This window comes from Caulobacter segnis (assembly GCF_031454995.1).
In the GTDB taxonomy this organism is placed as follows: domain Bacteria; phylum Pseudomonadota; class Alphaproteobacteria; order Caulobacterales; family Caulobacteraceae; genus Caulobacter; species Caulobacter segnis_E.
The window spans coordinates 488,525-511,066 of record NZ_JAVDRV010000001.1 but is presented as its reverse complement, the minus strand read 5'-3'; the positions used below and the strand labels follow the sequence as shown (position 1 = coordinate 511,066).

General features: G+C 67.7%; 18 protein-coding genes and 2 pseudogenes. 5 read left to right on the top strand and 15 right to left on the bottom strand.

What is annotated here, in order from left to right; genetic code table 11:
• Positions 1–53 precede the first annotated feature (53 nt).
• The gene (locus J2728_RS02430; protein WP_309995870.1) at positions 54–1,505 is read right to left on the bottom strand and encodes a carotenoid oxygenase family protein; all 1,452 of its coding nucleotides are present in this window, start codon (positions 1,503–1,505) and stop codon (positions 54–56) included.
• A gap of 201 nt (positions 1,506–1,706) precedes the next feature.
• Complete coding sequence (locus J2728_RS02425) at positions 1,707–3,044, bottom strand: PQQ-dependent sugar dehydrogenase (protein WP_309995866.1); 1,338 nt, start codon at positions 3,042–3,044, stop codon at positions 1,707–1,709.
• 75 nt (positions 3,045–3,119) lie between these two features.
• Here J2728_RS02425 and J2728_RS02420 point away from each other — a divergent pair, with 75 nt between their 5' ends.
• On the top strand, positions 3,120–3,779 hold the full coding sequence (locus tag J2728_RS02420) for an arylesterase (protein ID WP_309995863.1): 660 nt from the start codon (positions 3,120–3,122) through the stop codon (positions 3,777–3,779).
• Positions 3,780–3,906: 127 nt separating this feature from the next.
• Here J2728_RS02420 and J2728_RS02415 read toward each other — a convergent pair whose 3' ends face one another.
• The 3 genes from J2728_RS02415 to J2728_RS02405 form a co-directional block, all read right to left on the bottom strand.
• A complete protein-coding gene (locus J2728_RS02415; protein WP_309995860.1) occupies positions 3,907–6,984 on the bottom strand; it encodes an efflux RND transporter permease subunit in 3,078 nt (1,025 codons plus the stop codon).
• Positions 6,985–6,994: 10 nt separating this feature from the next.
• Positions 6,995–8,053 carry an efflux RND transporter periplasmic adaptor subunit gene (locus J2728_RS02410; RefSeq protein WP_309995858.1) on the bottom strand — a complete coding sequence of 353 codons (1,059 nt, stop codon included), beginning with the start codon at positions 8,051–8,053 and terminating at the stop codon, positions 6,995–6,997.
• Positions 8,054–8,205: 152 nt separating this feature from the next.
• Positions 8,206–8,838 (bottom strand): glutathione S-transferase family protein, encoded by a 633-nt coding sequence (locus tag J2728_RS02405; protein WP_309995855.1) that lies wholly within the window; start codon positions 8,836–8,838, stop codon positions 8,206–8,208.
• 8 nt (positions 8,839–8,846) lie between these two features.
• Here J2728_RS02405 and J2728_RS02400 point away from each other — a divergent pair.
• Positions 8,847–8,942: pseudogene (locus J2728_RS02400) on the top strand (hypothetical protein); the annotation flags it as partial.
• Between the two features lie 48 nt (positions 8,943–8,990).
• Here the strand turns inward: J2728_RS02400 and J2728_RS02395 are convergent.
• The 9 genes and pseudogenes from J2728_RS02395 to J2728_RS02355 all read right to left on the bottom strand — a co-directional run bounded on the left by J2728_RS02395 (position 8,991) and on the right by J2728_RS02355 (position 16,218).
• Complete coding sequence (locus J2728_RS02395) at positions 8,991–10,163, bottom strand: acetyl-CoA C-acetyltransferase (protein WP_309995852.1); 1,173 nt, start codon at positions 10,161–10,163, stop codon at positions 8,991–8,993.
• Between the two features lie 99 nt (positions 10,164–10,262).
• Entirely contained in the window at positions 10,263–10,706 is a 444-nt protein-coding gene (locus J2728_RS02390) for a hypothetical protein (protein WP_309995849.1), read from the bottom strand.
• A gap of 109 nt (positions 10,707–10,815) precedes the next feature.
• Positions 10,816–11,160, bottom strand: coding sequence for a hypothetical protein (locus tag J2728_RS02385; protein WP_309995846.1), 345 nt, complete (start codon positions 11,158–11,160; stop codon positions 10,816–10,818).
• A 189-nt stretch (positions 11,161–11,349) separates the two neighbouring features.
• Positions 11,350–11,643 (bottom strand): hypothetical protein, encoded by a 294-nt coding sequence (locus J2728_RS02380; RefSeq protein ID WP_309997552.1) that lies wholly within the window; start codon positions 11,641–11,643, stop codon positions 11,350–11,352.
• A 271-nt stretch (positions 11,644–11,914) separates the two neighbouring features.
• Positions 11,915–11,968, bottom strand: a pseudogene (locus tag J2728_RS02375) (hypothetical protein); the annotation flags it as partial.
• Positions 11,969–12,153: 185 nt separating this feature from the next.
• Positions 12,154–12,882 carry a FadR/GntR family transcriptional regulator gene (locus J2728_RS02370; protein ID WP_309995843.1) on the bottom strand — a complete coding sequence of 243 codons (729 nt, stop codon included), beginning with the start codon at positions 12,880–12,882 and terminating at the stop codon, positions 12,154–12,156.
• 202 nt (positions 12,883–13,084) lie between these two features.
• Positions 13,085–14,656 carry a sodium/sugar symporter gene (locus J2728_RS02365; RefSeq protein ID WP_309995841.1) on the bottom strand — a complete coding sequence of 524 codons (1,572 nt, stop codon included), beginning with the start codon at positions 14,654–14,656 and terminating at the stop codon, positions 13,085–13,087.
• 33 nt (positions 14,657–14,689) lie between these two features.
• Complete coding sequence (locus tag J2728_RS02360) at positions 14,690–15,298, bottom strand: 2-dehydro-3-deoxy-6-phosphogalactonate aldolase (RefSeq protein ID WP_309995838.1); 609 nt, start codon at positions 15,296–15,298, stop codon at positions 14,690–14,692.
• A gap of 5 nt (positions 15,299–15,303) precedes the next feature.
• A complete protein-coding gene (locus tag J2728_RS02355; protein ID WP_309995835.1) occupies positions 15,304–16,218 on the bottom strand; it encodes a 2-dehydro-3-deoxygalactonokinase in 915 nt (304 codons plus the stop codon).
• A 235-nt stretch (positions 16,219–16,453) separates the two neighbouring features.
• Between J2728_RS02355 and J2728_RS02350 the strand changes: the two genes are divergently transcribed.
• From J2728_RS02350 to J2728_RS02340, 3 genes are all read left to right on the top strand, one after another.
• Positions 16,454–19,294, top strand: a complete 2,841-nt coding sequence (locus J2728_RS02350; protein ID WP_309995832.1) for a glycoside hydrolase family 31 protein — start codon at positions 16,454–16,456, stop codon at positions 19,292–19,294.
• A gap of 68 nt (positions 19,295–19,362) precedes the next feature.
• Positions 19,363–19,509, top strand: a complete 147-nt coding sequence (locus J2728_RS02345; RefSeq protein ID WP_309995829.1) for a hypothetical protein — start codon at positions 19,363–19,365, stop codon at positions 19,507–19,509.
• 239 nt (positions 19,510–19,748) lie between these two features.
• Positions 19,749–20,570, top strand: coding sequence for a flagellin (locus J2728_RS02340; RefSeq protein ID WP_309995826.1), 822 nt, complete (start codon positions 19,749–19,751; stop codon positions 20,568–20,570).
• A gap of 333 nt (positions 20,571–20,903) precedes the next feature.
• Here J2728_RS02340 and J2728_RS02335 read toward each other — a convergent pair whose 3' ends face one another.
• On the bottom strand, positions 20,904–22,517 hold the full coding sequence (locus tag J2728_RS02335; protein WP_309995823.1) for a carboxylesterase/lipase family protein: 1,614 nt from the start codon (positions 22,515–22,517) through the stop codon (positions 20,904–20,906).
• Positions 22,518–22,542 lie beyond the last annotated feature (25 nt).

The following is a 22,542-nucleotide window of genomic DNA, read 5'->3' as shown; positions in this document are numbered from 1 at the left end:
TGTACTGGCGTTATCCGGCCCGGCAAGCGGACGTTGCGGAAGGAGCGGCCGCGCTACCCCCGCAGCATCTCCCGCCCGGCCCAGACGCTGTGGGTGCCGCTGCTGAGCTTGTGGGGCAGGGCGACGCGGCAGACGACCTCGAAGGCTCGCGCGTCGATGATCGCGCACTCCGAGGTTCCCCGGTTCTCGTCGATGATGAAGCTGACCAGATAGCCGTCGTCCTCGCGCGTAGCGCCGACCTTGGGCGCGAACGGCGCCTCGCTGGCGTAGCGGCCCTCGGGCAGGGTGATCGACCAGCTTTCGCCGGTTTCCAGGTCGTGCTTGACGAAGCCGTTGAACAGGAACCAGCCCGGCTTGGCGGTGGTGGAATAGGCGTAGCGATAGGGCTTGCCGGCGTATTTCTGGTTGAACATGCCGAACTCGAGAATCCGGTCATCGAGATGCTTCTCCGTCGTCTCGCCGGTCTTCAGGTTGAAGCGCCAGCGGTGCAGCTTGGGCAGGAAGCTGTGCTCGTCCAGATAGGCCATCAGGTGGCCGTGGCCGTCGGGGGCGCCCTCCAGCGGGCGGGGGATCGGCTTTTCCTGGAAGTAGCCATCCAGCACCACCTCGTCGCCGTCCTCGTACGCATTGAGCCAATGCAGCACATAGGTCGGCTCGGCCTCGAACCAGCGCGGCTCGCCGCCGTGGCGCGGGACCAGGGCGAAGCGGCTGGGCAGGCCCTTGTGCAGGCGCACGGCGTGGATGTCGCGCGCCATCAGGTCCTGGTCCCAGAACACCGGCAGGTCGTTGAGGATCGCCCAGTGCTCGGAGAAGCACATGTCGTGCGGCAGGCGCGGGCCGGGCAGGGGCACGCCCTGATAGAGGCTCCGCTTACCGTCCGGCCCGACCACGCCGTAGTGCATGTAGGGCCAGGCCTTGGAGTAGTTGAAGAACATCAACTCGCCGGTCGCCTCGTCGACCTTGGGATGGGCCGAGACGCCGTCCAGCGGCGCCCAGGACGCGACGCCCAGCGTCTCCAGGGTCAGCGGATCCAGGCGATAGGCCTCGCCGCACTGGTAGAAGGTGGCGATCGCCTCGCCGTTATGGACGACGATGTCGGTGCTGGCGCTGTCCTTCAGGGACCCATGGGCGCCGAAGCCGGGACGTTTCGAGGTCCCAGGGCCATCCATCAGGCCGCCCCACAGGCTCCCGTTGACCTCCTGCTCGGCCTCGAAGCAGCGGGTGCGCACGAAGCGGTTGCGATAGGTCGCCTGGCCGCCCTTGAACTCGATCTGGTGGATCATCCCGTCGCCGTCGAACGGGTGATAGCGGCCCAGCGGGTCGTGGACCGGGTTCTCGGTGTTGCGCAGATAGACGCCGTCCAGGTCGGCGGGGATCGCGCCCTCCAGCACCTCGAGGTCCCAGGCGTTGACCTCCTCGTGCTGCGGCGTCCACGCGCCCGTCATGTACGGATGGTTGGTCGGCGACAGCGAGGTCCGCACCGGCGGTAGGCGTTCGAGTTTCATCCGGAGGTCCTCCCTTATTTTGGTAGGAGGGTATGGCCGGTTAGTCTCGTTGTGCAAGTTTCCGCTAAGGAGCCTCCCTCTCCCTTGGGAGAGGGGTAGGGGTGAGGGGCTGTTGAGTCAGCGCTTCGTGTCGCCGCGTTGGTATCCCTCACCCTCCCATCGCTCCGCGACGGGCCCCGTCCTCTCCCGGCGGGAGAGGGTTTATTTCGCGCTGACCCGCCAGACGGCGTTGCCGACGTCGTCCGCCACCAGCAGCGCGCCGGCGGTGTCGACGGTCACGCCCACCGGGCGGCCCTGGGCCTTGCCGTCCTTGTCGAGGAAGCCGGTCAGGAAGTCCTCGACCGGGCCCGCCGGCTTGCCGCCCGCGAACGGCACGAAGATCACCTTGTAGCCGGCCTGAGGCTTGCGGTTCCACGAGCCGTGCTGGCCGACGAAGACGCCGTCCTTGTAGCGGGCCGGAAAGCCCCCTTGTGGGTTTTGGGCGCCTTCATAGAAGGTCAGGCCCAGGGAGGCGGTGTGGGCGCCCAGGGCGTAGTCCGGGACCATGGCGCGCTCGACGAGGTCGGGGCGGCGGTCGCTGTCCTTCACCCGCTTGTCCACGTGGCGGCCGAAATAGCTGTAGGGCCAGCCGTAGAAGCCGCCCTCGCGCACCGAGGTCATGTAGTCGGGCACCAGATCGTTGCCGAGCTCGTCGCGCTCGTTGACGGCGGTCCACAGCTCGCCATTGGCCGGGTTCCAGCCCAGACCGTTGGGATTGCGCAGGCCCGAGGCGAAGACCCGCTTGGCGCCGGTGGCCAGATCGACCTCTAGGATCGCGGCGCGATCGACCTCGTTCTGCATGCCGTTCTCGCCGACATTGCTGTTGGAGCCGACCGTCGCGTAGAGCTTCGAGCCGTCGCGGCTGGCGATGATGTTCTTGGTCCAATGGTGGTTGATCGGCCCGCCGGGCAGGTCGGTCACCTTGCGCGGGGCGGCGGTGATCTTCGTCTCGCCGGTCTTGTAGGGGAAGGCGATGATGGCGTCGGCGTTGGCGACGTAGAGGGTCTCGCCGACCAGAGCCATGCCGAACGGCGAATAGAGGTTGGTCAGGAACGGCGTCTTCAGCTCGGCCACGCCGTCCTTGTCGGCGTCGCGCAACAGCGTGATGCGGTTGGCGCTGGGCACGACCGAGCCGGCTTTCTTCATCAGCATCTTCTGGAAGAAGCCGCGCAGGCCCGACGGCGGCTCGGCCTTCGGCGGGGCGGCGCTCTCGGCGACCAGCACGTCCCCATTGGGCAGCGCCAGCAGCCAGCGGGGATGGTCCAGGCCGGTGGCGAACGGCTGGACTCGGAAGCCGGCCGGCGCGGTCGGCGTCACGCCCGAAGGCCAGCCGACGACCTCGGAAACCTTAACGGTCGGGATCAGGGTCTTGCGCGGCTCGGGCAGGGCGGGATTGGGGCCGTAGCCCACGGGAGCCGTCTGGGACTGGCCTTGGCCGCAGGCCGACAACGCCGCCGCGGCGACGCCGATGATCAAGATTTCGCGAAACCTGCGACGCATAGCCGCCACTCCCCTTCATCCCGCGTTCAAGCCAAACGCGTTTCATGTTGGCAGGCAACTCATACGGTTCGATCCATGGAGAAGTTCCACACCCCATTCCGCGATCGTCGCGCTGTCATCGGCGCCTTGCTGGCGCTTGGCCTTCCTGGCGCGGCCCAGGCGGCGCGTCGCAAGATCGCCCCGCCGCCTCCGCCGCTCGTCACGGTGCTGGGCGACTCGATCACCGCGGGCCTTGGCCTGGCCCAGGACCGCGCCCTGCCGGCCTGGCTGCAGCGCGCGCTGGACGGGATGAAGATCCAGGCCCGCGTGTTCGGCTTCGGCGTGATCGGCGACACCACCCAGGCCGGCCTGTCCCGCGTCGAGCGCATCCCCGCCGAGACCGCCGTCTGCGTCGTCGCCCTGGGCGGCAACGACCTTCTGCTGGGCGCGGACCCCGCCTGGACCCGCGAGAACCTGCGCGCCATCGTTACGCGGCTGAAGGCGCGGGGCGTGCGGGTGGTGCTGGCGGGCGTGCGCGCGCCGGGTCTGCTGGGGATCGACTACGCCCGTCGCTTCACCGAAATCTATCCGGCGCTGGCGCGGGAGCTTGGCGTCTTCTACGCGCCCGACTTCTTCACCGGCGTGATCGGCGTCTCGCGCTACATGCAGAGCGACGGCATCCACCCCAACGCCGAGGGCGCCCGCATCATCGCCGAACGCCTGGCGCCTGTCGTGGCGAAGGCGTTGAAGGGGTAAATATCCCCCGGGTCATCCCGGAAGCCTCGAAGAGGCTATCCGGGACCCAGGGGCCAAGCGCGATGCGGCGGCCCCTGGGTCCCGGCTCGGCGCGCTTCGCGCTTGGCCGGGATGACGGTTTTAAGGTCTACTCCACCACCTTCGGCGCGGCGGCGTGGTGCTGGTGGCCGAACAGGCGGTGCATCATCCGCTCGGAGCGGGTCTTCAGCCCGTCCATCAGCACGAACACCACCGGGATGTAGAGCAGCGAGAGCAGGGTCGAGGTGATCAGGCCGCCGATGACGGCGATCGCCATCGGCGCCCGGAACTCGACCTCGGCGCCTAGGCCGACGGCGGTGGGCAGCATGCCCGCGCCCATGGCCACGGTGGTCATCAGGATCGGCCGCGCCCGCTTGTGGGCGGCGTCCATGATGGCCGTGCGCTTGTCCATGCCGTGCTCCTTCATCGCCATGATCGCGTACTCGACCAGCAGGATCGAGTTCTTGGCGGCGATGCCCATCAGCATCAGGATCCCGATCAGGGTCGAGATCGAGAAGCTGGACTTGGCCAGCACCAGCAGGCCGAAGGCGCCGCCGATGGCCAGCGGCAAGGCGACCATGATGGTGACCGGGTGGGCGAAGCTGCGGAACAGCAGCACCAGCACGACGTACATCAGGAGGATGCCGGTGATCAGCGCGCCCAGGAAGCCGCTGACCATCTCCTGGATGAACTCCGCGTCGCCGGCGGCCACTTCCTTGACGCCGGTCGGCAGGTTCTTGACCGAGGGCAGGGCGTGGACGCGGGTGGCGGCCTCGCCGACGACGATGCCGTCCAGCTCGGCGGTGATCGTCGCCACGCGCGAGCGGTCGCGACGGTCGATCTGCGAGGGACCCGCGCCAAACCGCACGTCGGCCACGGCGTTCAGCGGCACCGCGCCGTCGGCCGAGGGCACCTGCAGGGTCTGCAGCACCGCGATGTCGCCACGCGCGTCGTCGTTCAGACGTAGGCGGATCGGCACCTGGCGGTCGCCCAGATTGTACTTGGGCAGGTTCTGGTCGACGTCGCCGATCGTGGCCACGCGCACGGCCTGCGAGATCGCGCCGGCCGAGACGCCCGCGCGGGCGGCCTGGTCGGGACGCGGCGTCACGACGATCTCGGGACGGGCGATCGCGGCGGTGTTGACCACGTGCGCCAGGCCCGGGACCGTGCGCATCTCGGCCTCGACCTTGCGGGCGGCGGCTTCGAGGGCCGGGCCGTTGTCGCTGACCAGGCTCAGGGTGTACGTGCCGCCGCTCGAGGGGCCGCCGCCATTGTTGCTGCCCGCGCCGATCCGCGCGCCGGGGATGGCGGCGAACTGGTCGACCATCTGGCGGCTGAACTGCTGCTGGCTGATCCGCTGGCCCTTCTCGGTCAGGTCGGCGGTGACCTGGCCCTTGTTGACCGCGTTGTTGCGGCCCACCGAGGCGTAGACGCTGACCACTTCCGAACGGGCCAGAAGCGCCTTGGTCACGCGCTGCACCACGGCGTCGGTCTCGTCCAGCGTCGCGCCGGGCGGCAGCTCGATCGAGAACTCGGCCCGGCCGCGGTCGGCCTGGGGCTGGAACTCGAACGGCAGGCGGGTGGCCAGGAAGATCGAGATCAGGAACAGCGGAATGCCCATCAGCAGGACCTTCCAGCGGTTGTTCAGGCCCCAGTTCAGGCTCTTGAGGTACGGACCCATCCAAGACGGGTCCTTGTCCTCGTGCTTGTGGTCGGCCTTCAGCATGTAGGCGCCCATCAGCGGCGTCAGCAGGCGGGCGACGACCAGCGAGAACAGCACCGAGATACAGGCGGCCAGGGCGAAGGCCTTGAAGAACTGGCCGATGATCCCCGGCATGAAGCCCACCGGCGCGAACACCGCCACGATGGTGAAGGTGGTGGCCACGACGGCCAGGCCGATCTCGTCGGCCGCCTCCATGGCCGCCGCGTAGGGGCTTTTGCCGCCGCGCATGTGGCGGACGATGTTCTCGATCTCGACGATGGCGTCATCGACCAGGATGCCGACGGTCAGCGACAGCGCCAGCAAGGTCACGCCGTTCAGCGACTGACCCATCGGCGCCAGCACCGCGAAGGTCGGCAGCAGCGAGGTCGGGATGGCCACGGCCGCCAGCAGGGTGGCGCGCCAGTCGCGCAGGAACAGCAGCACCACCAGCACGGCCAGGATCGCCCCGATGATCAGGGCTTCCATCGAGGCCAGATAGCTCTCCTCGATGTACTTCACGTTCGAGGTGATCTCCTCGATCTCGACCTCGGGGTGCTCCTTGTCGAGCTTCTCGACGGCCTTGCGGATTTTCTCGGCGGTTTGAACCTCGGAGGCGCCGCGCGAGCGGATCATCGAGAAGGTCACCACCTCCTGGCCGTCGAAGCGGGCGCGCGAGCGGGGCTCGGCCCAGTGGTCGGTGACCTGGCCCAGGTCGGCCAGCCGCACGGCGCCGCCGCCGGACAGGGGCACGCGGGTCTCGCGCAGCTGCTCGACCGAGCCGGCCGCGCCCAGGGTGCGGATGGCGCGCTCGGCGCCGGAGATGGTCACGCGGCCGCCGGGCAGGTCGGCGTTCGACGAGACCAGGGCCTGGCTGACGGCGGCGGCGGTGACGCCGCGCGCGGCCAGACGGTCCGGATCCAGGGCGACCTCGATCTCGCGATTGACGCCGCCGCGGCGGTTGACCTCGCCGACGCCGCGGATCGCCAGCAGGGCGCGGCTGACGTCATTGTCGACGAACCAGCTGCGCTGCTCGGGCGTCAGGGTCGGCGCCTTGACCACATAGGTGATCAGGTCGTCGCCGGAGATGTCGACCCGGGTGACGGTCGGCTCCTGCATGTCCTGGGGCAGCGAGCCGCGCAGGTTGGACATGGCGTTGCGCACGTCGTTGGTGACGCGCTCGTGGTCCACGCCCAGCTCGAACTCGATCACCGTGGTCGAGGCGCCGTCGACGATCGTGGAGTTGGTGTGCCGCACCTGGCCAAGGCCCGCGATCGAGTCCTCGATCAGGCGGGTGACCTGGGTCTCCAGCTCGCTGGGGGCGGCGCCGGGGCGCACGGCCGTGACGACGACGATCGGCAGGTCGACGTCGGGATTGTTGTTGATCCGCATCGAGCGGAAGCCCGCGATCCCGGCGATGGTCAGCAGCAGGAACAGCAGGATGATGGGGATCGGGTTCTTGATCGACCAGGACGAGATGTTGCGCATCGGGGCGTCCTTAGCGAGCGGACTTGGGCGTGGTGGCGGCGCTGACGCGCACCAGGTCGCCCTCGCCCAGGAAGCCCGCGCCGTCCACGACCACCTGGTCGCCGGCCGCGAGACCGGTGGCGGCGACGCGGTCGCCGGTGGTGGTCAGGATCTGGATCCGGCGGAAATGGACCTTCTTGGCGTTGTCGACCACGAAGACGCCCGGACGGTTCTCGCGGTACAGCACCGAAGCGCTGGGCACGACGAGGGCCGGCTGATCCCCGGCGTCGATGCGGACGCGGGCGAACATCCCCGGACGGAAGCCGCCCATCGACGACAGCGCCACGCGCGCCACGCCCAGGCGGCTGCTGGCGTTGACCTCCGAGGTGACGATGCGCACGCGGCCGCTCGTCTCGCCGACCTTGTCGGAATAGATCGTGGCCGGCATCCCGGCCTTCACGGCGGCGAGTTCGGTCTCGGGGATGTCGGCGTCGAGTTCGAGCCGGCCGTCGCGGACGATGCGGAACAGCTCCGAGCCGGAGGTGACGATCTGGCCCTTGGTGACGCTGCGACGGCTGATCAGGCCGCCGACCGGCGCGCGGATCGAGGTCTGGGCCAGGCGGGCGGCGGTCTCGCCGCGCGCGGCCTCGGCGGCGGCCAGGTTGGCGCTCGCCGTGCCCTGCTTGGCGGTGGCGGTGTCCAGCGAGGCCTGGGACAGATAGCCCTTGGCTTGCAGCTCACGGGCGCGGACCAGCGCGGCCTGGGCCTCGGCCAGGGTGGCGCGGGCGCTGGCGACAGCCGCTTCCTGCTGCCGCAGCTGGGCGCTGATCAGGGCGTCATTGAGTTTGACCAGCACCTGGCCAGCCTGGACGACCTGGCCTTCCTCGGCGTTGACCGCCAGCGCCGTCAGGCCGCCGGTCTCGGCGCCGACCGGCACCTCTTCCCAGGGCGAGATCGTGCCGGTGGCGCTGATCTGGCGGGCGATCGGCTGGCTGGTCACCGTGGCGACGCTGACGGTGGCCGCCGCGGCCGGCGCCTTGGCTTTCTTGGGTTTCTTGTCGCCGCATCCAGAAAGGGCGATCGCGCTCACCCCCAGGACCAAGACCAGCGCGCTCAAAGTCGGGCGACGCCCATTGATCCGGTAAAGCACGTTCATCCCCAGCGACTGTTGTTAGTCCGTCGGCCTTCTAGCCGACAAACCCCGGGTCGCTGAGTTAATTTGCCGTAAGACGATAAAAACGTTCAAACGCTTGCTGGAGCCTGGCTTTGCGCCGCTTTGGCGCGGACGAAGGCGGGCCGCTGGCTCATGCGAGTCCAATAGTCGGCGACTGCGGGCGAGAACCCGCCGTCCAGCTTCAGGGCCCTCGCCAGCAACAGCGCGTAGGCCACCGAGATGTCGGCGCCGGTGAAGCGGTCGGCGGCGACGAAGGCCGAGGTTTCCAGGATCGCCTCCAGCCCCTTCAGCCGGGCCAGGAACCAGCGGGCGTAGTCCTCGGCCACTTGCGGTTGGCGGCGCTCCTCGGGCTCCAGCCGCGAATAGCGCAGCACCAGGGTCTGGGGGAAGGTCAGGGTGGCCTCGCCCTGGACCAGGCCGTTCAGATAGGCGCCGTAGCCCGGCTCCTCGGGTCGCACCGACAGGCGGCCCTCGCCGTGGCGCATCGACAGGTACTCGATCATCGCCGCGGACTCGGTCATCCGGGTGTCGCCGTCGACCAGCAGCGGGATCGTGCCCAGCGGGTTCTCGTCCAGATACGCCCGCGCGTGGAACCGCGGCGGGAACGGCAAGAGCCTCAGGTCGTAGGGGATCCCCAGCTCCTCCAGCGCCCACAGCGGGCGGAACGAGCGGGCGTCGCGGCAGTGCCAGAGGGTGATCATGGGGCTATCTGACCAAGCCAATTAAACCATGTCATCCCGGCCGTAGCGTAGCGGAGAGCCGGGACCCAGGGGCGACCGCGATGCGCCGGCCCCTGGGTCCCGGATAAGCGCTCCGCGCTTTCCGGGATGACACGTGTTTATCGTCTTGAGGCCTACAGCCGCTCGACGATCGTGACGTTGGCCAGGCCGCCGCCTTCGCACATGGTCTGTAGGCCATAACGCGCGCCGCGGTCCTTCAGGGTGTGGACCAGGGTGGTCATCAGCTTGGCGCCCGAACCGCCCAGAGGATGGCCCAGGGCGATGGCGCCGCCATTGACGTTCAGCTTGGCCGGATCGCCGCCGGTGACCTTCAGCCAGGCGGTCGGCACCGAGGCGAAGGCCTCGTTGACCTCGTAGAGATCGATGTCGCCGATCTTCATGCCGGCCCGTTCAAGCGCCTTCAGGGTGGCGGGGATCGGGGCCTCCAGCATGATCACCGGGTCATGGCCGATCACGGTCATGTGGTGGATGCGGGCCAGCGGCTCGACGCCCAGGGCCTTCAGACCGCGCTCGTTGACGATCATCACCCCGGCCGCGCCGTCGCAGATCTGGCTGGAGGTGGCGGCGGTGATGCGGCCGTCCTCGGCCAGCAGTTTCACCGAGCCGATCGACTCCATGGAAGCGTCCCAGCGGATGCCCTCGTCGACCGCGTGGCGCTCGGTCTTGCCGTCTTCCAGCTTCACGTCGATGGGCACGATCTCGGCGGCGAACTTGCCGGCCTTGGTGGCGGCCATGGCGCGCTGGTGGCTCTCGAGGGCGAAGGCGTCGAGGTCGGCCCGCGACAGGTCGTACTTCTTGGCCATCATCTCGGCGCCCATGAACTGGCTGAACTGGATGCCGGGGTATTTGTCCTCGATGCGCGGGCTCTTGTAGGTGCCAAAGCCGTTCTTGTACGGCAGCTGCGAGGACAGCCCCATCGGCACGCGGCTCATGCTTTCGACGCCGGCGGCGATGACGATGTCCATCGCGCCCGACATCACGGTGGCGGCGGCGAAGTGGATGGCCTGCTGCGACGAACCGCACTGCCGGTCGACCGAGGTCCCCGGCACGCTCTCGGGCAGCTTGGAGGCGAGGATGGCGTTGCGGGCGACGTTCAGGCCCTGCTCGCCGACCTGGCCGACGCAGCCCATGATCACGTCCTCGACCAGTGCCGGATCGGCGCCGGTTCGATCGACCAGGGCGTCGAGAATGACGCCGCCCAGATCGGCCGGGTGCCAGCCCGAGACCTTGCCGCCCTTGCGCCCCCCGGCCGTCCGCGCGGCCGCCACGATATAGGCTTCGCCCATGAGTTCTCTCCCTTTTGCCTTGACGCGCGTCCGGGCGGCGAACCGCTCACACTTCGCCTGACGCGCTTGCGTTGCGGAGAGTGAAACAGGCGTTCGGGGCTATGTCAGCGGTGACGCGGCGTCAGGGGAGGGCGGGTTTCGGCGACGGATCGAGCCGAGAAACAGCGCGGTCATGGCCAGGTAGCTGAAGATGCCGCCGCCCGCGATCAAGCTGGCGCGGTTGGGGATTTTGGGATCGGCCAGGGTGGCCAGGGTCAGGAACAGGGTCAGGCCATGGAAGCCGCAGGCCCACATGGGCCACCAACGATCCGACCGCAGAGCGATGAACAGCAGAACTCCCAGCAGCGTCATGTCGACGAGAAACACCGGCGTCTGCGGGCCGAACCACAGGTGGCTCTTGTAGAAGAGGCCTGTGGCGAACCAGGCCAGGATCATCGCGACGGCGGCGAGCCGCTCGGGCGGGCCGCCGCGCCAGAGCGCCGCGCCGGTCGTGATCAACAGCCCAACGAGGCTGGCCCACTGATAGAGGTGGTTGAAGTTCATCGCGCCAGGGTGGCGCCGTTCTTCCAGATTGCAACGCCCCTCGGCGGCGGGAACCGCCCAGGGGCGCGCGACGGCGCGGGAGCGCCTTGGCGGATGAGCAAGTCGCGCGTTAGGCGGCGACGCTGAGACGGCCGGTGCGCGTCGCCCCGTCCCCCGGCTTCTCGGGCGCTTGACCGAACGAAACGGCCGCGAGGCCGATGTCGCGCTGGGCGACCGTCAGGTGCTTGTGGGTGGTGACGATGTTCTCGCGAGCCACGCCCAGGGCTTGCATCGTGGAAATCGCGGACATGATGGCGTCCTGGCCGATCAGGGCCGAGAGATTGGCGTCCTGGCGCGAGGTCGGCATGAGACCGGCAAGGGCGGCGGTGCGGGCGATGGCGGCGTCGATGGCGCTCTCGGCGGCGAACAGGGCTTCGGCGACGGTCTCGGCGGCCAGGCGGCGTTGCTTAAGCATGAGCGGTCTCCTTCACGCCGGGCGTCCCGGCGCGTTGCAAGAAGGGTGAATGTTGGAAGCAGACGCCCTTGGGGCGTCTCAATCAGGGAAACAGGGCTTGCAGCGCGTGAAGTCCCGCGAGGATCGAGCCGAACGCAAAGGCCGTCACGATCATCACGGCGGCGATGAAAGCCAACCGGAGCGGGACGCTTAGATGGTTAGGTCGTCCATTTCCGAGTCCGAAGACGAGAAGTCCGACGGGAACGTCTCGTCCATCACCGCGCTGGCGATGCACAGGATCTCCCGCATCACCAGCTCGCTGGGCTTGAAGGAGGCCTGCTTGCGCGTGGCCGCCACCAGGTCGTGGACCATGGCCGCGCCATCCGGCGTCGCCGACAGGCTCATCAGCTGGCGCTCGAGTTCGCTCCAGGTGATGGGCGGCAGGGCCTCGGCCGAGTTGAGAGCCGGCCAGCTGTTCCGGAAGCTCATGATGTCCTGGCGCATGTACGTCGCCCGGCCAATCGCCTCTTTCTGGTAGGGGGTAAGTTCGGTCACGGAAAGCTCCTTCCTCAGCCAGGTCAGGAGACCGTGAAGAAGGACGTTCGCCTAGCCGCGCCGGATCGGACCCCGACGCGATCGGAGGGGGGGTGACAGGGGTCGTGACAGGGGCCGTGACAGGGGGGGCGTCCGCGCGATGCGCGCGATCGAACACCCGCCGGGCGGCGTCATAGCGATCGGCCGCGCCGAGGCGACGCCGAGCCTTGTCGAGATGCCAGTCGACGGTGTGCTTGGAGAGGCCCAGTTCGCGGGCGATTTCCTTGGAGCTCATGTGCCGATCGACCAGGCGCAAGCACTCACGCTCACGCTCGGTGAGACGGTCGAGACCCTCGACCTGGTCCGTCACAGAGGGATCGCCCTTGTCCATGGCAAGAACTTTAAGGGTCCGCCGCCTTTCGGCCAAGCGTCGCCACATTAAACCTTGGCCATGGGTCCCGCGAGTCGTTTTCGAAAGGCCTACGCCTCGCGGCGCGCGGCCTCCGATTCCGTGCTCGGCGAGGCCGCTCGGATCAGCTCCAGCACGTCGACGATGATCTCGCGCATGGCCGACGAGGCCCTATCCGCGTCGCGGGCGATGATCGCCTCGGCCACGTCCTCGTGCGAGGGGATCGAGGCGGTGCGGCCCTTGATGCGGTTGGTGAAGCGGATCGAGATGCGCAGGGCCGTGTTCACCAGCTCGTGCAGCTCGCGATAGAACGGGTTCTTGGTGGCGTCGAGAATGGCGATGTGGAAGGCGATGTCCGCCGACAGCGGATCGTCCTCGCCCTCGGCGGCGGCCTTCATGCGACCCAGCCCCTTGCGGATTTCCTCCAGCCCCGCCTCGTCGGCGTTGCGGGCGGCCAGGGCCGCGGCGGCGGGCTCTATCCCTAAGCGCATCTCCGTGAAGTCGGCCAGCAGGCGCAGCGAGAACTTGCGCTCCAGCAGCCAGCGCAGCACGTCGGGGTCGAGCATGTTCCACTCGGCCTCGGGCTCCACGACGGTGCCATGGCGCGGGCGGGCGCTGAGCAGGCCCTTGGCGGTCAGCATCTTGACCGCCTCGCGCGTCACGGTGCGGCTGGCGCCGAACTGCTTGGACAGCTCTCCCTCGGTCGGAAAGCCCACCGCCGCGTATTCGCCGGTGACGATCGCTTGTCCTAGCTGCTCCACCAGGCCGTAGGTCAAGCTCAGGCCAGGCTGGGTGCGCATGGACTCTTCTTCTTTCCTGTGGCGGCGGCCTTGAGACGACCGCCGCTCCCTATGGTTCCGGGCCCCGCGAAGCAGCGGAATCCGTCGAGCCGAATACAACCGCGCCGTCCGCTTTGGGCAAGAGCGTTCGGACTAACGGCACGGCCAAATCGCGAGCGTGTCCGCATTCGCCATTCCTTCGCGCGCTTGGCTCCCGCCGTGATCACCACCAGGTGGCGTAGAGCGCGATCAGGATCAGGATCACGCCGACGCCCGCGATGTTGAAGCTGGTCGAGGTCTTGTAGCTGACGCCTTCCAGGGTCACGACGCTGACGGCCTTCTTCTGCGGCGCGGCCAGCGAGACCAGGACGGCTCCGGCCAGCGACAACAGGAAGACCACGCCGACGCGGTTCATGAAGGGCATCGTGTAGATCCCCTTCTCCTGCAGCAGCCAGAACAGGCCCGACAGGACGGCCGAGCCGATCGCGGCGGTCAGGGCCCCGGCGGTGGTCGCCTTCTTCCAGAACATGCCCAGGATGAAGATCACCACGATCCCCGGCGTGAAGAAGCCGGTGAACTCCTGGATGAACTGGAAGGCCTGCTCGGCGCCGCCCAGAAGCGGCTTGGCGGTCAAGATCCCGATGATCACCGCGACGACGGCCGTGATCCGACCCACGGCGACCAAGCGGCCCTCGCTCTGGTTCGGGCGGGCCTTGGCGTAGATGTCGAGGGTGAAGATGGTGGCGATCGAATTGATCTTGGCCGCCAGCGAGGCGACGATCGCTGCCACCAGCGCCGCGAACACCAGGCCCAGGAGGCCCGGCGGCAGCAGCTTCATCATCTCCGGATAGGCCTGGTCGGGCTTGATGCCTTCCGGCGCGAGCACCAGGGCGGCGATGCCCGGCAGCACGACGATCACCGGCATCAAGAGCTTGAGATAGGCCGCCATGGCGATGCCCTTCTGGGCCTCGGCCAGGTCCTTGGCGCCAAGCGCCCGCTGGATGATGTACTGGTTGAAGCCCCAGTAGCTGATGTTCATGATCCACAGCCCGCCGACCAGCACCGCGATCCCGGGTAGCTCCTTGTAGTGCGGGCTGTCCTTCGAGAGGATCATGTCGAACTTCTCGGGGAACTGGGTGGTCAGGTGGTGGAAGCCGGCCACGACGTCGCCGCCGCCGATCTTGCCCAGCGACAGCCAGGCGATGATCAGGCCGCCGGTGACCAGCAGGGCCACCTGGACGATGTCGGTCAGGGCCACGGCCTTAAGCCCGCCCCAGATCTGATAGGCCAGGGCGAAGACGCCGATGGCGGCCAGGGCCCACATCTGGTCCAGGCCCGTGACGGTGTGGACGGCGATCGAGCCCAGCCACAGGATCGAGGTCAGGTTCACGAAGATGTAGAGGCCCAGCCAGAACACGGCCATCAGGGTCCGCACGCTGGGGCCATACCGCTGCTCCAGGAACTGCGGCATGGTGTAGACGCCGTTCTTCAGGAACACCGGCAGGAAGAACTTCCCGACGAGCAGCAGGGTCAGGGCCGCCATCCACTCGTAGGAGGCGATGGCCAGGCCGATCGCGTAGCCCGAGCCGCTCATGCCGATGATCTGCTCGGCCGAGATGTTGGCGGCGATCAGCGAGGCGCCGATCGCCCACCAGGGGAGAGTCTTCCCGGCCAGGAAGTAGTCGGTCGAGTCCTTCTGGTGGCCGCCCTTGTCGCGCGACACCCATTGGGCCAGGCCGAAGATGGCGACCGCGTAGATCGCCAGAACCGCGATGTCGATCGTGGCCAGGTTCATGATGTCTCCCCCCTCTTGTTGTTCTTGTCGGTGTTAGGCGTTCCAGGCCGCGACCAGGGCGGCGGCTCGTTCGCCGACCTCCTGGGCCGTGTAGCCCGGCCGGTAGATGTCGCCCCCGACCCCGAGACCGGCGACGCCCGCCGCGCGCCAGGGCTCAAGATTGGTCGCGCCCACGCCGCCGACGGCGTAGACCAGAATGTCCTTGGGCAGCACGTCCTTGACCGCCTTGATGTGGCTGGGGCTGAACGAGGTGGCTGGATAGAGCTTCAGCGCCTTGGCGCCGGCCTTCACGGCCACGAAGGCCTCCGACGGGGTGGCGAAGCCGGGCATGGCGGTCAGGCCCAGTTCGACCGTGCGGCGGATCACGTCGGCGTCGATGTTCGGCGTGACGATCAGCTTGGCGCCGACGCCCGCGACCTGGTCCACGACTTCGGGCGACAGCACCGTGCCGGCGCCGCACAGCGCCTGGTCGCCGAAGGCGTCGCACAGCTTGCCGATGCTCTCCAGCGGATCGGGCGAGTTCATCGGCACCTCGATGCCCTTGATCCCGGCGGCGACCAGGGCCGCGGCGATGTCGAGGATCTCGGTCGGCTTGACGCCGCGCAGGATGGCCACGATGGGGGGCGGGGCGGCGTTGGTCATAAGCTTCACTTTCGCTGAGATCTGGAAATCGCCGAAAGGCCGGCGAGAACGGCCGAGTCGCCATCGACGACGGACGCGCCGACCTCGATCTTGGCCAGGGCCTGGACGTAGAGGTCGCTGAGGGCGCCCGCGCCGATCACGGTCACGGCGTGCATTGGCCCGAACCAGTCACGGGCCGCGGCGACGTCCGCGCCGATCAACAGGCCCGACAAATAGCCCATGGCGTCGGCCGGGCTCATGCCGTCCAGCAGCTGCCGGGCGCGGGTCTCGAACATCAGGTGGGTCAGCCGCGCGGCGCCATGCTCGGCGATGCGGGAAAGGCCCAGGGCGAAACCCTCGGCCGAGCCGTCGGCCTGGCTTCCGCCGCCGGCCGCCAGGGTCGAGTGCTTCTTCAGCAGGGCGAAGGTCTCGCCGACCGGGGCGGTGACGAAGCCGGTGACCTTGCCGTCCTCGACCACGGTCCACTTGTTGTGGGTGCCGGGCAAGACGAGCAGGTGGCGGCCGGTCTGAAGGGCGGGGTTCAGGGAGAGGGCGCCGAAGACCTGGGTCTCCTCGCCGCGCATCACGTCGGGACCGCCCAACGGGTTCACGCAGGATAGGCCGGGAACCAGCGTCACCGGCAGGCCGTCGGCCTCGAGCCGGATCGTCCGTTCGGCGATCGCCGCCGGATCGGCGGGACAGGGCGCGTAGGGGGCGAGCGTCCAGCCGATGCTGGAGCCGACCATGCCGCACAGGATCGCGCCGCTCGGATTGGCCTCGCGCCAGTCGCCAACGAGGTCCAGGAAGGTCTTTTCGGGGGTGTCGGTCAGGGCCGAGACGCCGGGGCCATCGCGGCGATGGATGACGCTCTTGCCCTGGCGTAGCCACAGGCGGAGGCGGGAGGTGCCCCAGTCGCCGACGATCACGACATCCTGGTCCATCAAGCGTGAACCTTCGCCGCCGCGCGTCGCCGTCCTGTGCTGCCGTCGCTCATGATCGTCCCTAGCGCCGGGCCTTGGGCCGCCCGGTGTGGGGGGATTTATAGTACAATATCGCTCGGTGCAATCGACCTGCTTACGACCATCTGGGGTCTGGCCAAGACGCCGCCGGGCGGCGAGTGTCGCTCGCAAGGGCGGTAGCGCTATCGGAAGTGGCGCTCGACAAGGGAGGATGCGAATGGGCGCCTGGCGTGTGGCGGCGGTGGTTTCCTTGGGCGCCTTGATGGCGTCGACCTCGGCCTGGGCCCTGGACGGGGGCTTCCAGCGGACCGCCGACGGCGTGGTCGTCACCCCCGCGACGGGACCGGCCAAGACGGTCCGGCTGCGGGTGATGAGCGATCGGATCATCCGCGTCACCGCCTCGCCGACCGAAGAGATCAAGGTCCCGCCCAGCCTGATGGTGATCGCCACGCCGAAGAGCTCCGGCTTCACGGTCGAGCAGGCCGCCGGCAAGGTCGTGCTGAACGCCGGCAAGGCGACGGCCGAGGTGGCGCTGAAGGACGGCGCGGTCTCGTTCAAGGACGCCTCGGGCCGGACCGTTCTGGCCGAGCGGGACCGGTCGGCCTTCAAGCCGCTGACCATCGACGGCAAGGGCTTCTACGCGGTCAGCCAGCGGTTCAACCCGAACACCGACGAGGGCTTCTATGGCCTGGGGCAGCACCAGAACGGCCAGATGAACTACAACGGCCAGGACGTCGAGCTGGCCCAGTACAATCGCGCCATCGCCATCCCGTTCGTGCTGTCGACCCGCAACTACGGGCTCCTGTGGGACAACAACGGGATCACTCGCTTTGGCGACCCGACGCCCTACGCCCTGGCCTCGCGCGACCTGAAGATCTTCGACGCGGCCGGCAAGCCCGGCGGCTTCACCGCCAAGTATTACGTGAACGGCCAGCTGAAGCTGACCCGCGTCGAGACGGACGTGAACTACCAGTACCTGAAGGACCTGCCGAACTGGCCGAGCGAGCTGACGGGCGCCGACAAGAAGCCGCTCAAGGGCGCCAGCGTGGTCTGGGAAGGTTCCGTCGAGCCCAAGGCCGCCGGCGTCCAGAAGTTTCAGCTGTACTCGTCCAGCTATGCCAAGCTCTGGGTCGACGGCCAGCTGAAGATCGACCGCTGGCGGCAGAACTGGAACCCGTGGTTCCACAATTTCACGGCGCCGATGAAGGCCGGGACCCGCCACAAGGTGCGGATCGAATGGACGCCCGACGACGGCTACATCGCCCTGCTGCACAATGACCCGCTGCCCGCCGCCCAGCGGAAGTCGCTGACCCTGACCTCGGACGTCGCCCACGCGGTCGACTACTATTTCGTCTCGGGGGACAACCTCGACCAGGTGGTGTCTGGCTATCGCCAGCTGACGGGCAAGGCGGAGGCCCTGCCGCGCTGGGCCTATGGCTTCTGGCAAAGCCGCCAGCGCTACGAGACGCAAGATCAGATCGTCGGGGTGCTCAAGGAATACCGCGCGCGCAAGCTGCCGATCGACAACGTCGTGATGGACTGGCGCTACTGGAAGGACGACCAGTGGGGCAGCCACGCGTTCGACGAGACGCGCTTCCCCGATCCCCAGAAGATGCTGGACGACATCCATGGGATGAACGGCCATTTCATGATCTCGATCTGGCCCAAGTTCTATCCGTGGACCGACCACTTCAAGGAGCTCGACGCCAAGGGCTTCATGTACAAGCGCAACATCGAGCAGGGCGCGGTCGACTGGGTGGGGCCAGGCTACGCCAATTCGTTCTACGACCCATACGCCAAGGAAGCGCGCGACATCTATTGGCGCCAGGTCAAGGACAGCCTGAAGCGCTACGGCGTCGACGCCTGGTGGATGGACAGCGACGAGCCGGACATGCACTCCAACCTCGACGTGGCCGAGCGCACCCTGCGCATGGGCCCGACGGCGCTGGGGCCGGGCGCCGAGTTCTTCAACTCCTACCCGCTGATCCACACCCGCGGCGTGTTCGAGGGCGAGCGTGAGCTCGACCCCAACAAGCGCGGCTTCATCCTGTCGCGCTCGGGGTTTGGCGGCATCCAGCGTCACGGCGTGGCGTTGTGGAGCGGTGACGTGGTCGCCCGCTGGGACGACTTCCGCGACCAGATCTCGGCGGGGGTGAACCTCTCGATGTCGGGCGTGCCCAACTGGACCACCGACATCGGCGGCTTCTCGGTCGAGGACCGTTATACGAACCAGGACCCCAAGCACCTGGAGGAATGGCGAGAGCTGAACCTGCGCTGGTTCCAGTTCGGCGCCTTCTCGCCCCTGTTCCGCAGCCACGGCGAGTTCCCGTACCGCGAGATCTACAACCTGGCTCCGGAAGGCTCCGAGGTCTACCAGAGCCTGGCCTGGTACGACGCGCTCCGCTACCGGCTGATGCCCTACACCCTGACCCTGGCCGGCGAGACCTATCACCGCGACGGCGGGATCATGCGCGGCCTGGTCATGGACTTTCCCAATGACCTGAAGGCCCGGAATATCGACGACCAGTACCTTTACGGCCCATCGTTCCTCGTCGCGCCGGTGACCCGCTTCAAGGCCCGCTCGCGCGAGGTCTACCTGCCGGCGGGGGCGTCCTGGTACGACTTCGAGACCGGCCAGCGCCACGCGGGCGGGCAGACGATCAAGGCCCAGGCGCCGCTGTCGCGCATGCCGCTGTTCGTCAAGGCCGGCGCGATCGTGCCGACCACCGAGGTCCAGCAGTACGTCGGCGAGAAGCCCGCCGCGCCGATCACCTTCGTCGTCTACACGGGCAAGGATGGTCGGTTCGAGCTCTACGAGGACGATGGCCTGTCGACCGCTTACCAGCGCGGCGCCTATAGCCGCATTCCGATCAGCTATGACGAGGCCAGCGGCCGCCTGACGATCGGCGCCCGCTCGGGCCGGTTCGAGGGCATGGTCGAGCGGCGCGTGTTCAAGGTCCGCTTCATCGGGCCCGGCGTGAAATCCGTCGACTTCGACGAGACCGACGCGACGATCGACTACGCCGGAACGCCGGTGACGGTGACGCGCCGGAAATAGCCGGCGCGTTTTCGAGGGAGCCCGCCGGCCTTTTCTTCGTTGGAAGGAGAGGCAAGGAGGTTCTCTCGATGCGTCACCTTCGTATCCTGTCCGACGCCTGGAAGGCGCTGGTGTTCTTCGTGACCGTCCGCGCGGCGGCCAAGCCCTGCCGCTCGCGCCGCGTTCCGCCCGTGGTCCCGGAACCGTCGCCAACACGCGCGGGCGCGAGATCTTGAATCTAGATTAACAATACCGCGTAGGGCTTGTGTATCAAATCGAGACAAGTTCATTACCGAGTTAAATATAGGTGCGGTAAATTTCATATTCACCATTAACAAAATAGCTCTTCTATTTAATTCTTTATCCCTCTTCTTTAAACGAAGTCGAAAGTACGTTGTTGGATACTTGTCGTGGGTAAAACGCCCACCGGTAGTCAAAACGACGCCGGAACACCTCGAATAGGAGTTGTTTCGTTATGGCGCTGAACAGCATCAATACGAACGCCGGGGCCCTGATCGCCCTGCAAAACCTGAACGCCACCAACGCCGAACTCGGCACCGTCCAACAGCGCATCAACACCGGCAAGAAGGTGGGCAGCGCCAAGGACAACGGCGCCGTCTGGGCCATGTCCAAGACGCAATCGGGCACCGCCCAATCGATGAATTCGGTGAAGGACTCGCTGCAACGCGGTCAGTCCACCATCGACGTGGCCCTGGCCGCCGGCGACACCATCACCGACCTGCTCGGCAAGATGAAGGAAAAGGCCCTGGCCGCTTCCGACACCTCGCTGAACAGCGCCTCGTTCAACGCGCTGAAGTCGGACTTTGACTCGCTGTACAAGCAGATCACCAAGGCCGCCGACAATTCGAAGTTCAACGGTGTCAGCCTGGTCGGCGCCAGCGCCAAGTCGCTCGCCTTCCTGGCCAACGCGGACGGTTCTGGCCTGACCGTGACGGCTCAAACCCTGACCGTTGGTGGTCTGGGCCTGAGCGCCACGCCGACCTTCGCCAACGCCTCGGCGGCGAAGACGATGATCTCCACCATCGACAAGGCCATCGGCACCGCCACCAACAAGCTGGCCGCGCTGGGCACCGCCTCGATCGGTCTCGACACCCACCTGACCTTCGTCGGCAAGCTGCAAGACAGCCTGGAAGCCGGTGTCGGTAACCTGGTGGACGCCGACCTGGCCAAGGAAAGCGCCAAGCTGCAGTCGCTGCAAACCAAGCAACAGCTTGGCGTGCAAGCGCTGTCGATCGCGAACTCGTCGAGCTCGTCGATCCTGAGCCTGTTCCGCTAAGAAGACCTGAGCGTCGGCGTTCGCGCCGGCCTCTTGGGGCGAGCCTTCGGGCTCGCCCTTTTTCTTTGCGTGGAGGGCGGAGCGCGCGGGGATCGCGCCTCGGTCTCGAGCTTCAGCACGATTTCAAGGTTAGCGCGCCGTTAACCAGCAACCTTGTCCTCACGGACACATTCGGCTCCGCGAGGAGTCTCGAATTGAGTTCGGAAGAAAAGCGTCGCGTATTGGCGGACCTATGGCGGGCCGTCTTCGGGGAGCCGCCGCCGATCGAGGCCGACGCCGAGCTGACGGCTCGGATCCTGGTTCAGCACCTTCCGCCGTCGGAGCCCTACGAGCTCAGGTCCCGAACTGAGTGAACGGCACGCGGTTGAAGAATTCACGCTCGGCTCCGCGCGGGTCGTCCTCCATGCGCGAGACATTGTCGAACACCATCGTCTGACGACGGGGCAGGCTGTAGGGCTCCCAGCGCGGCAAGCTTCCACCGTTTGGATCGCCGCCGCGGGCGAAGGCGATGAAGGCGTCGCTCATCGTGTTCGACATGGCGACCGACTCCGGTCCCGTCCCGACGATCGAGCCCTTGGCGTCCAGCGTGCCGAACACCAGGCCGATGTCGATCGCGTGCGGCGCGCCGAAGATCCCGCCCTGGATCGGCGACTTCCAGTCCACCTGATAGACATAGGCCGGCGCGCCGGCGCGGGCCCGCTCCTCGGCCTGGATAATCGCGGCCTTCCACGAGCGCCCGGCGGTCGAGGCGGCGAAATAGACGTCGGCCGGCGAATAGCTTGGATAGGTCTGGCGGTAGAAGGCCACCACCGTCTCGGGATCAATGTCGATCCGAGCGTTGAACTGGCTCGGCAGTCGGGCGATCACCTCGTCCCAGGTCCGGGGGAAGGCGTTGGCGTCCAAGCCGATGAAGCCCTTGGTCTCGTCATGGGTGTTGCCGCACATCATCGGGACCGACAGGCCAAGCGGCGTGGCGTCGGGGAAGAACGGGTGGCGGGTCAGGCTCCGCTCGTCCAGCACCGGACCCATATAGACCCCGCCCGAGGCGGCGATCGGGTCGATGGCCTTCAGGCCGGCCAGCATGTCCTGGGCGGGCAGGGCGCGCAGGGCGGCGAGATCCTTCACGCCCAGCTTGTCCAGGAAGGCCTTGGCGCGCCGGGTGGCGTTGAACGGGCCGCCGACGGTGACCTGCTGACCGCTCATGGTGGCGGCGCGGTGGAATAGGCCCTTGGCCGCCGGCATCCCCATCAGGGTGGCGATCTTGGCCCCGCCGCCCGATTGGCCAAACAGCATCACCCGGTCCGGATCGCCCCCGAAGGCGGCGATGTTGTCCCGCACCCATCGCAACGCCAGCACCAAGTCCAGTTGGCCGGCGTTGCCGCTGTCAGCGACGCTGGGGTCGTTGAACAGGCGGGCCAGATAGAGATAGCCGAAGGCGTTGAGGCGGTGGTTCACCGTCACCACCACCACGTCGCCGCGCTTGGCCAACTTGGTCCCCTCGTACCAGGGGCTGGCGCCCGAACCGCCGTTGTAGGCGCCGCCATGGATATAGACCATCACCGGCCGCTTGGCCCCGTCGGCCAGGCCGTTCTTGCCTGGCTTGGCGGGCGTCCAGACGTTCAGGAACAGGCAGTCTTCCGAGAGCGTCTCGCCTTCCTCGCCCTTGCCGGTCTGCATCGAGGCCGGGCCGTAGGCGAGGGCGTCCTTCACGTCGGTCCAGGGCTCGGGCTTGACCGGCGGCATGAAGCGCCGCGCCCCGCCGGTGTCGGCGCCATAGCGCAGGCCCTTTAAGACGCTGACCTCGCCGTCGACATAGCCGCGCACCTTGCCGTTGGTGGTCTTGACCACCGGCGAGCGCCTCTCCGCCGTGAAGCCAGCGCTGGGCAGGGCGGTATAGGCGGCCAGGGCGGCGGCCCCGGTGATCAGGGTGCGGCGGGTGGTTTCCATGGCTTCCTCCGGCGGCTTCTAGCGA

What these genes read in the sequence shown, in the direction of transcription:
- J2728_RS02385 (WP_309995846.1), bottom strand. Translation starts at nt 11,160, where the DNA reads ATGCTTAAGCAACGCCGCCTGGCCGCCGAGACCGTCGCCGAAGCCCTG.
- J2728_RS02420 (WP_309995863.1), top strand. Translation starts at nt 3,120, where the DNA reads ATGGAGAAGTTCCACACCCCATTCCGCGATCGTCGCGCTGTCATCGGC.
- J2728_RS02355 (WP_309995835.1), bottom strand. Translation starts at nt 16,218, where the DNA reads ATGGACCAGGATGTCGTGATCGTCGGCGACTGGGGCACCTCCCGCCTC.
- J2728_RS02430 (WP_309995870.1), bottom strand. Translation starts at nt 1,505, where the DNA reads ATGAAACTCGAACGCCTACCGCCGGTGCGGACCTCGCTGTCGCCGACC.
- J2728_RS02415 (WP_309995860.1), bottom strand. Translation starts at nt 6,984, where the DNA reads ATGCGCAACATCTCGTCCTGGTCGATCAAGAACCCGATCCCCATCATC.
- J2728_RS02395 (WP_309995852.1), bottom strand. Translation starts at nt 10,163, where the DNA reads ATGGGCGAAGCCTATATCGTGGCGGCCGCGCGGACGGCCGGGGGGCGC.
- J2728_RS02405 (WP_309995855.1), bottom strand. Translation starts at nt 8,838, where the DNA reads ATGATCACCCTCTGGCACTGCCGCGACGCCCGCTCGTTCCGCCCGCTG.
- J2728_RS02360 (WP_309995838.1), bottom strand. Translation starts at nt 15,298, where the DNA reads ATGACCAACGCCGCCCCGCCCCCCATCGTGGCCATCCTGCGCGGCGTC.
- J2728_RS02390 (WP_309995849.1), bottom strand. Translation starts at nt 10,706, where the DNA reads ATGAACTTCAACCACCTCTATCAGTGGGCCAGCCTCGTTGGGCTGTTG.
- J2728_RS02340 (WP_309995826.1), top strand. Translation starts at nt 19,749, where the DNA reads ATGGCGCTGAACAGCATCAATACGAACGCCGGGGCCCTGATCGCCCTG.
- J2728_RS02350 (WP_309995832.1), top strand. Translation starts at nt 16,454, where the DNA reads ATGGGCGCCTGGCGTGTGGCGGCGGTGGTTTCCTTGGGCGCCTTGATG.
- J2728_RS02365 (WP_309995841.1), bottom strand. Translation starts at nt 14,656, where the DNA reads ATGAACCTGGCCACGATCGACATCGCGGTTCTGGCGATCTACGCGGTC.
- J2728_RS02370 (WP_309995843.1), bottom strand. Translation starts at nt 12,882, where the DNA reads ATGCGCACCCAGCCTGGCCTGAGCTTGACCTACGGCCTGGTGGAGCAG.
- J2728_RS02345 (WP_309995829.1), top strand. Translation starts at nt 19,363, where the DNA reads ATGCGTCACCTTCGTATCCTGTCCGACGCCTGGAAGGCGCTGGTGTTC.
- J2728_RS02380 (WP_309997552.1), bottom strand. Translation starts at nt 11,643, where the DNA reads ATGCGCCAGGACATCATGAGCTTCCGGAACAGCTGGCCGGCTCTCAAC.
- J2728_RS02425 (WP_309995866.1), bottom strand. Translation starts at nt 3,044, where the DNA reads ATGCGTCGCAGGTTTCGCGAAATCTTGATCATCGGCGTCGCCGCGGCG.
- J2728_RS02335 (WP_309995823.1), bottom strand. Translation starts at nt 22,517, where the DNA reads ATGGAAACCACCCGCCGCACCCTGATCACCGGGGCCGCCGCCCTGGCC.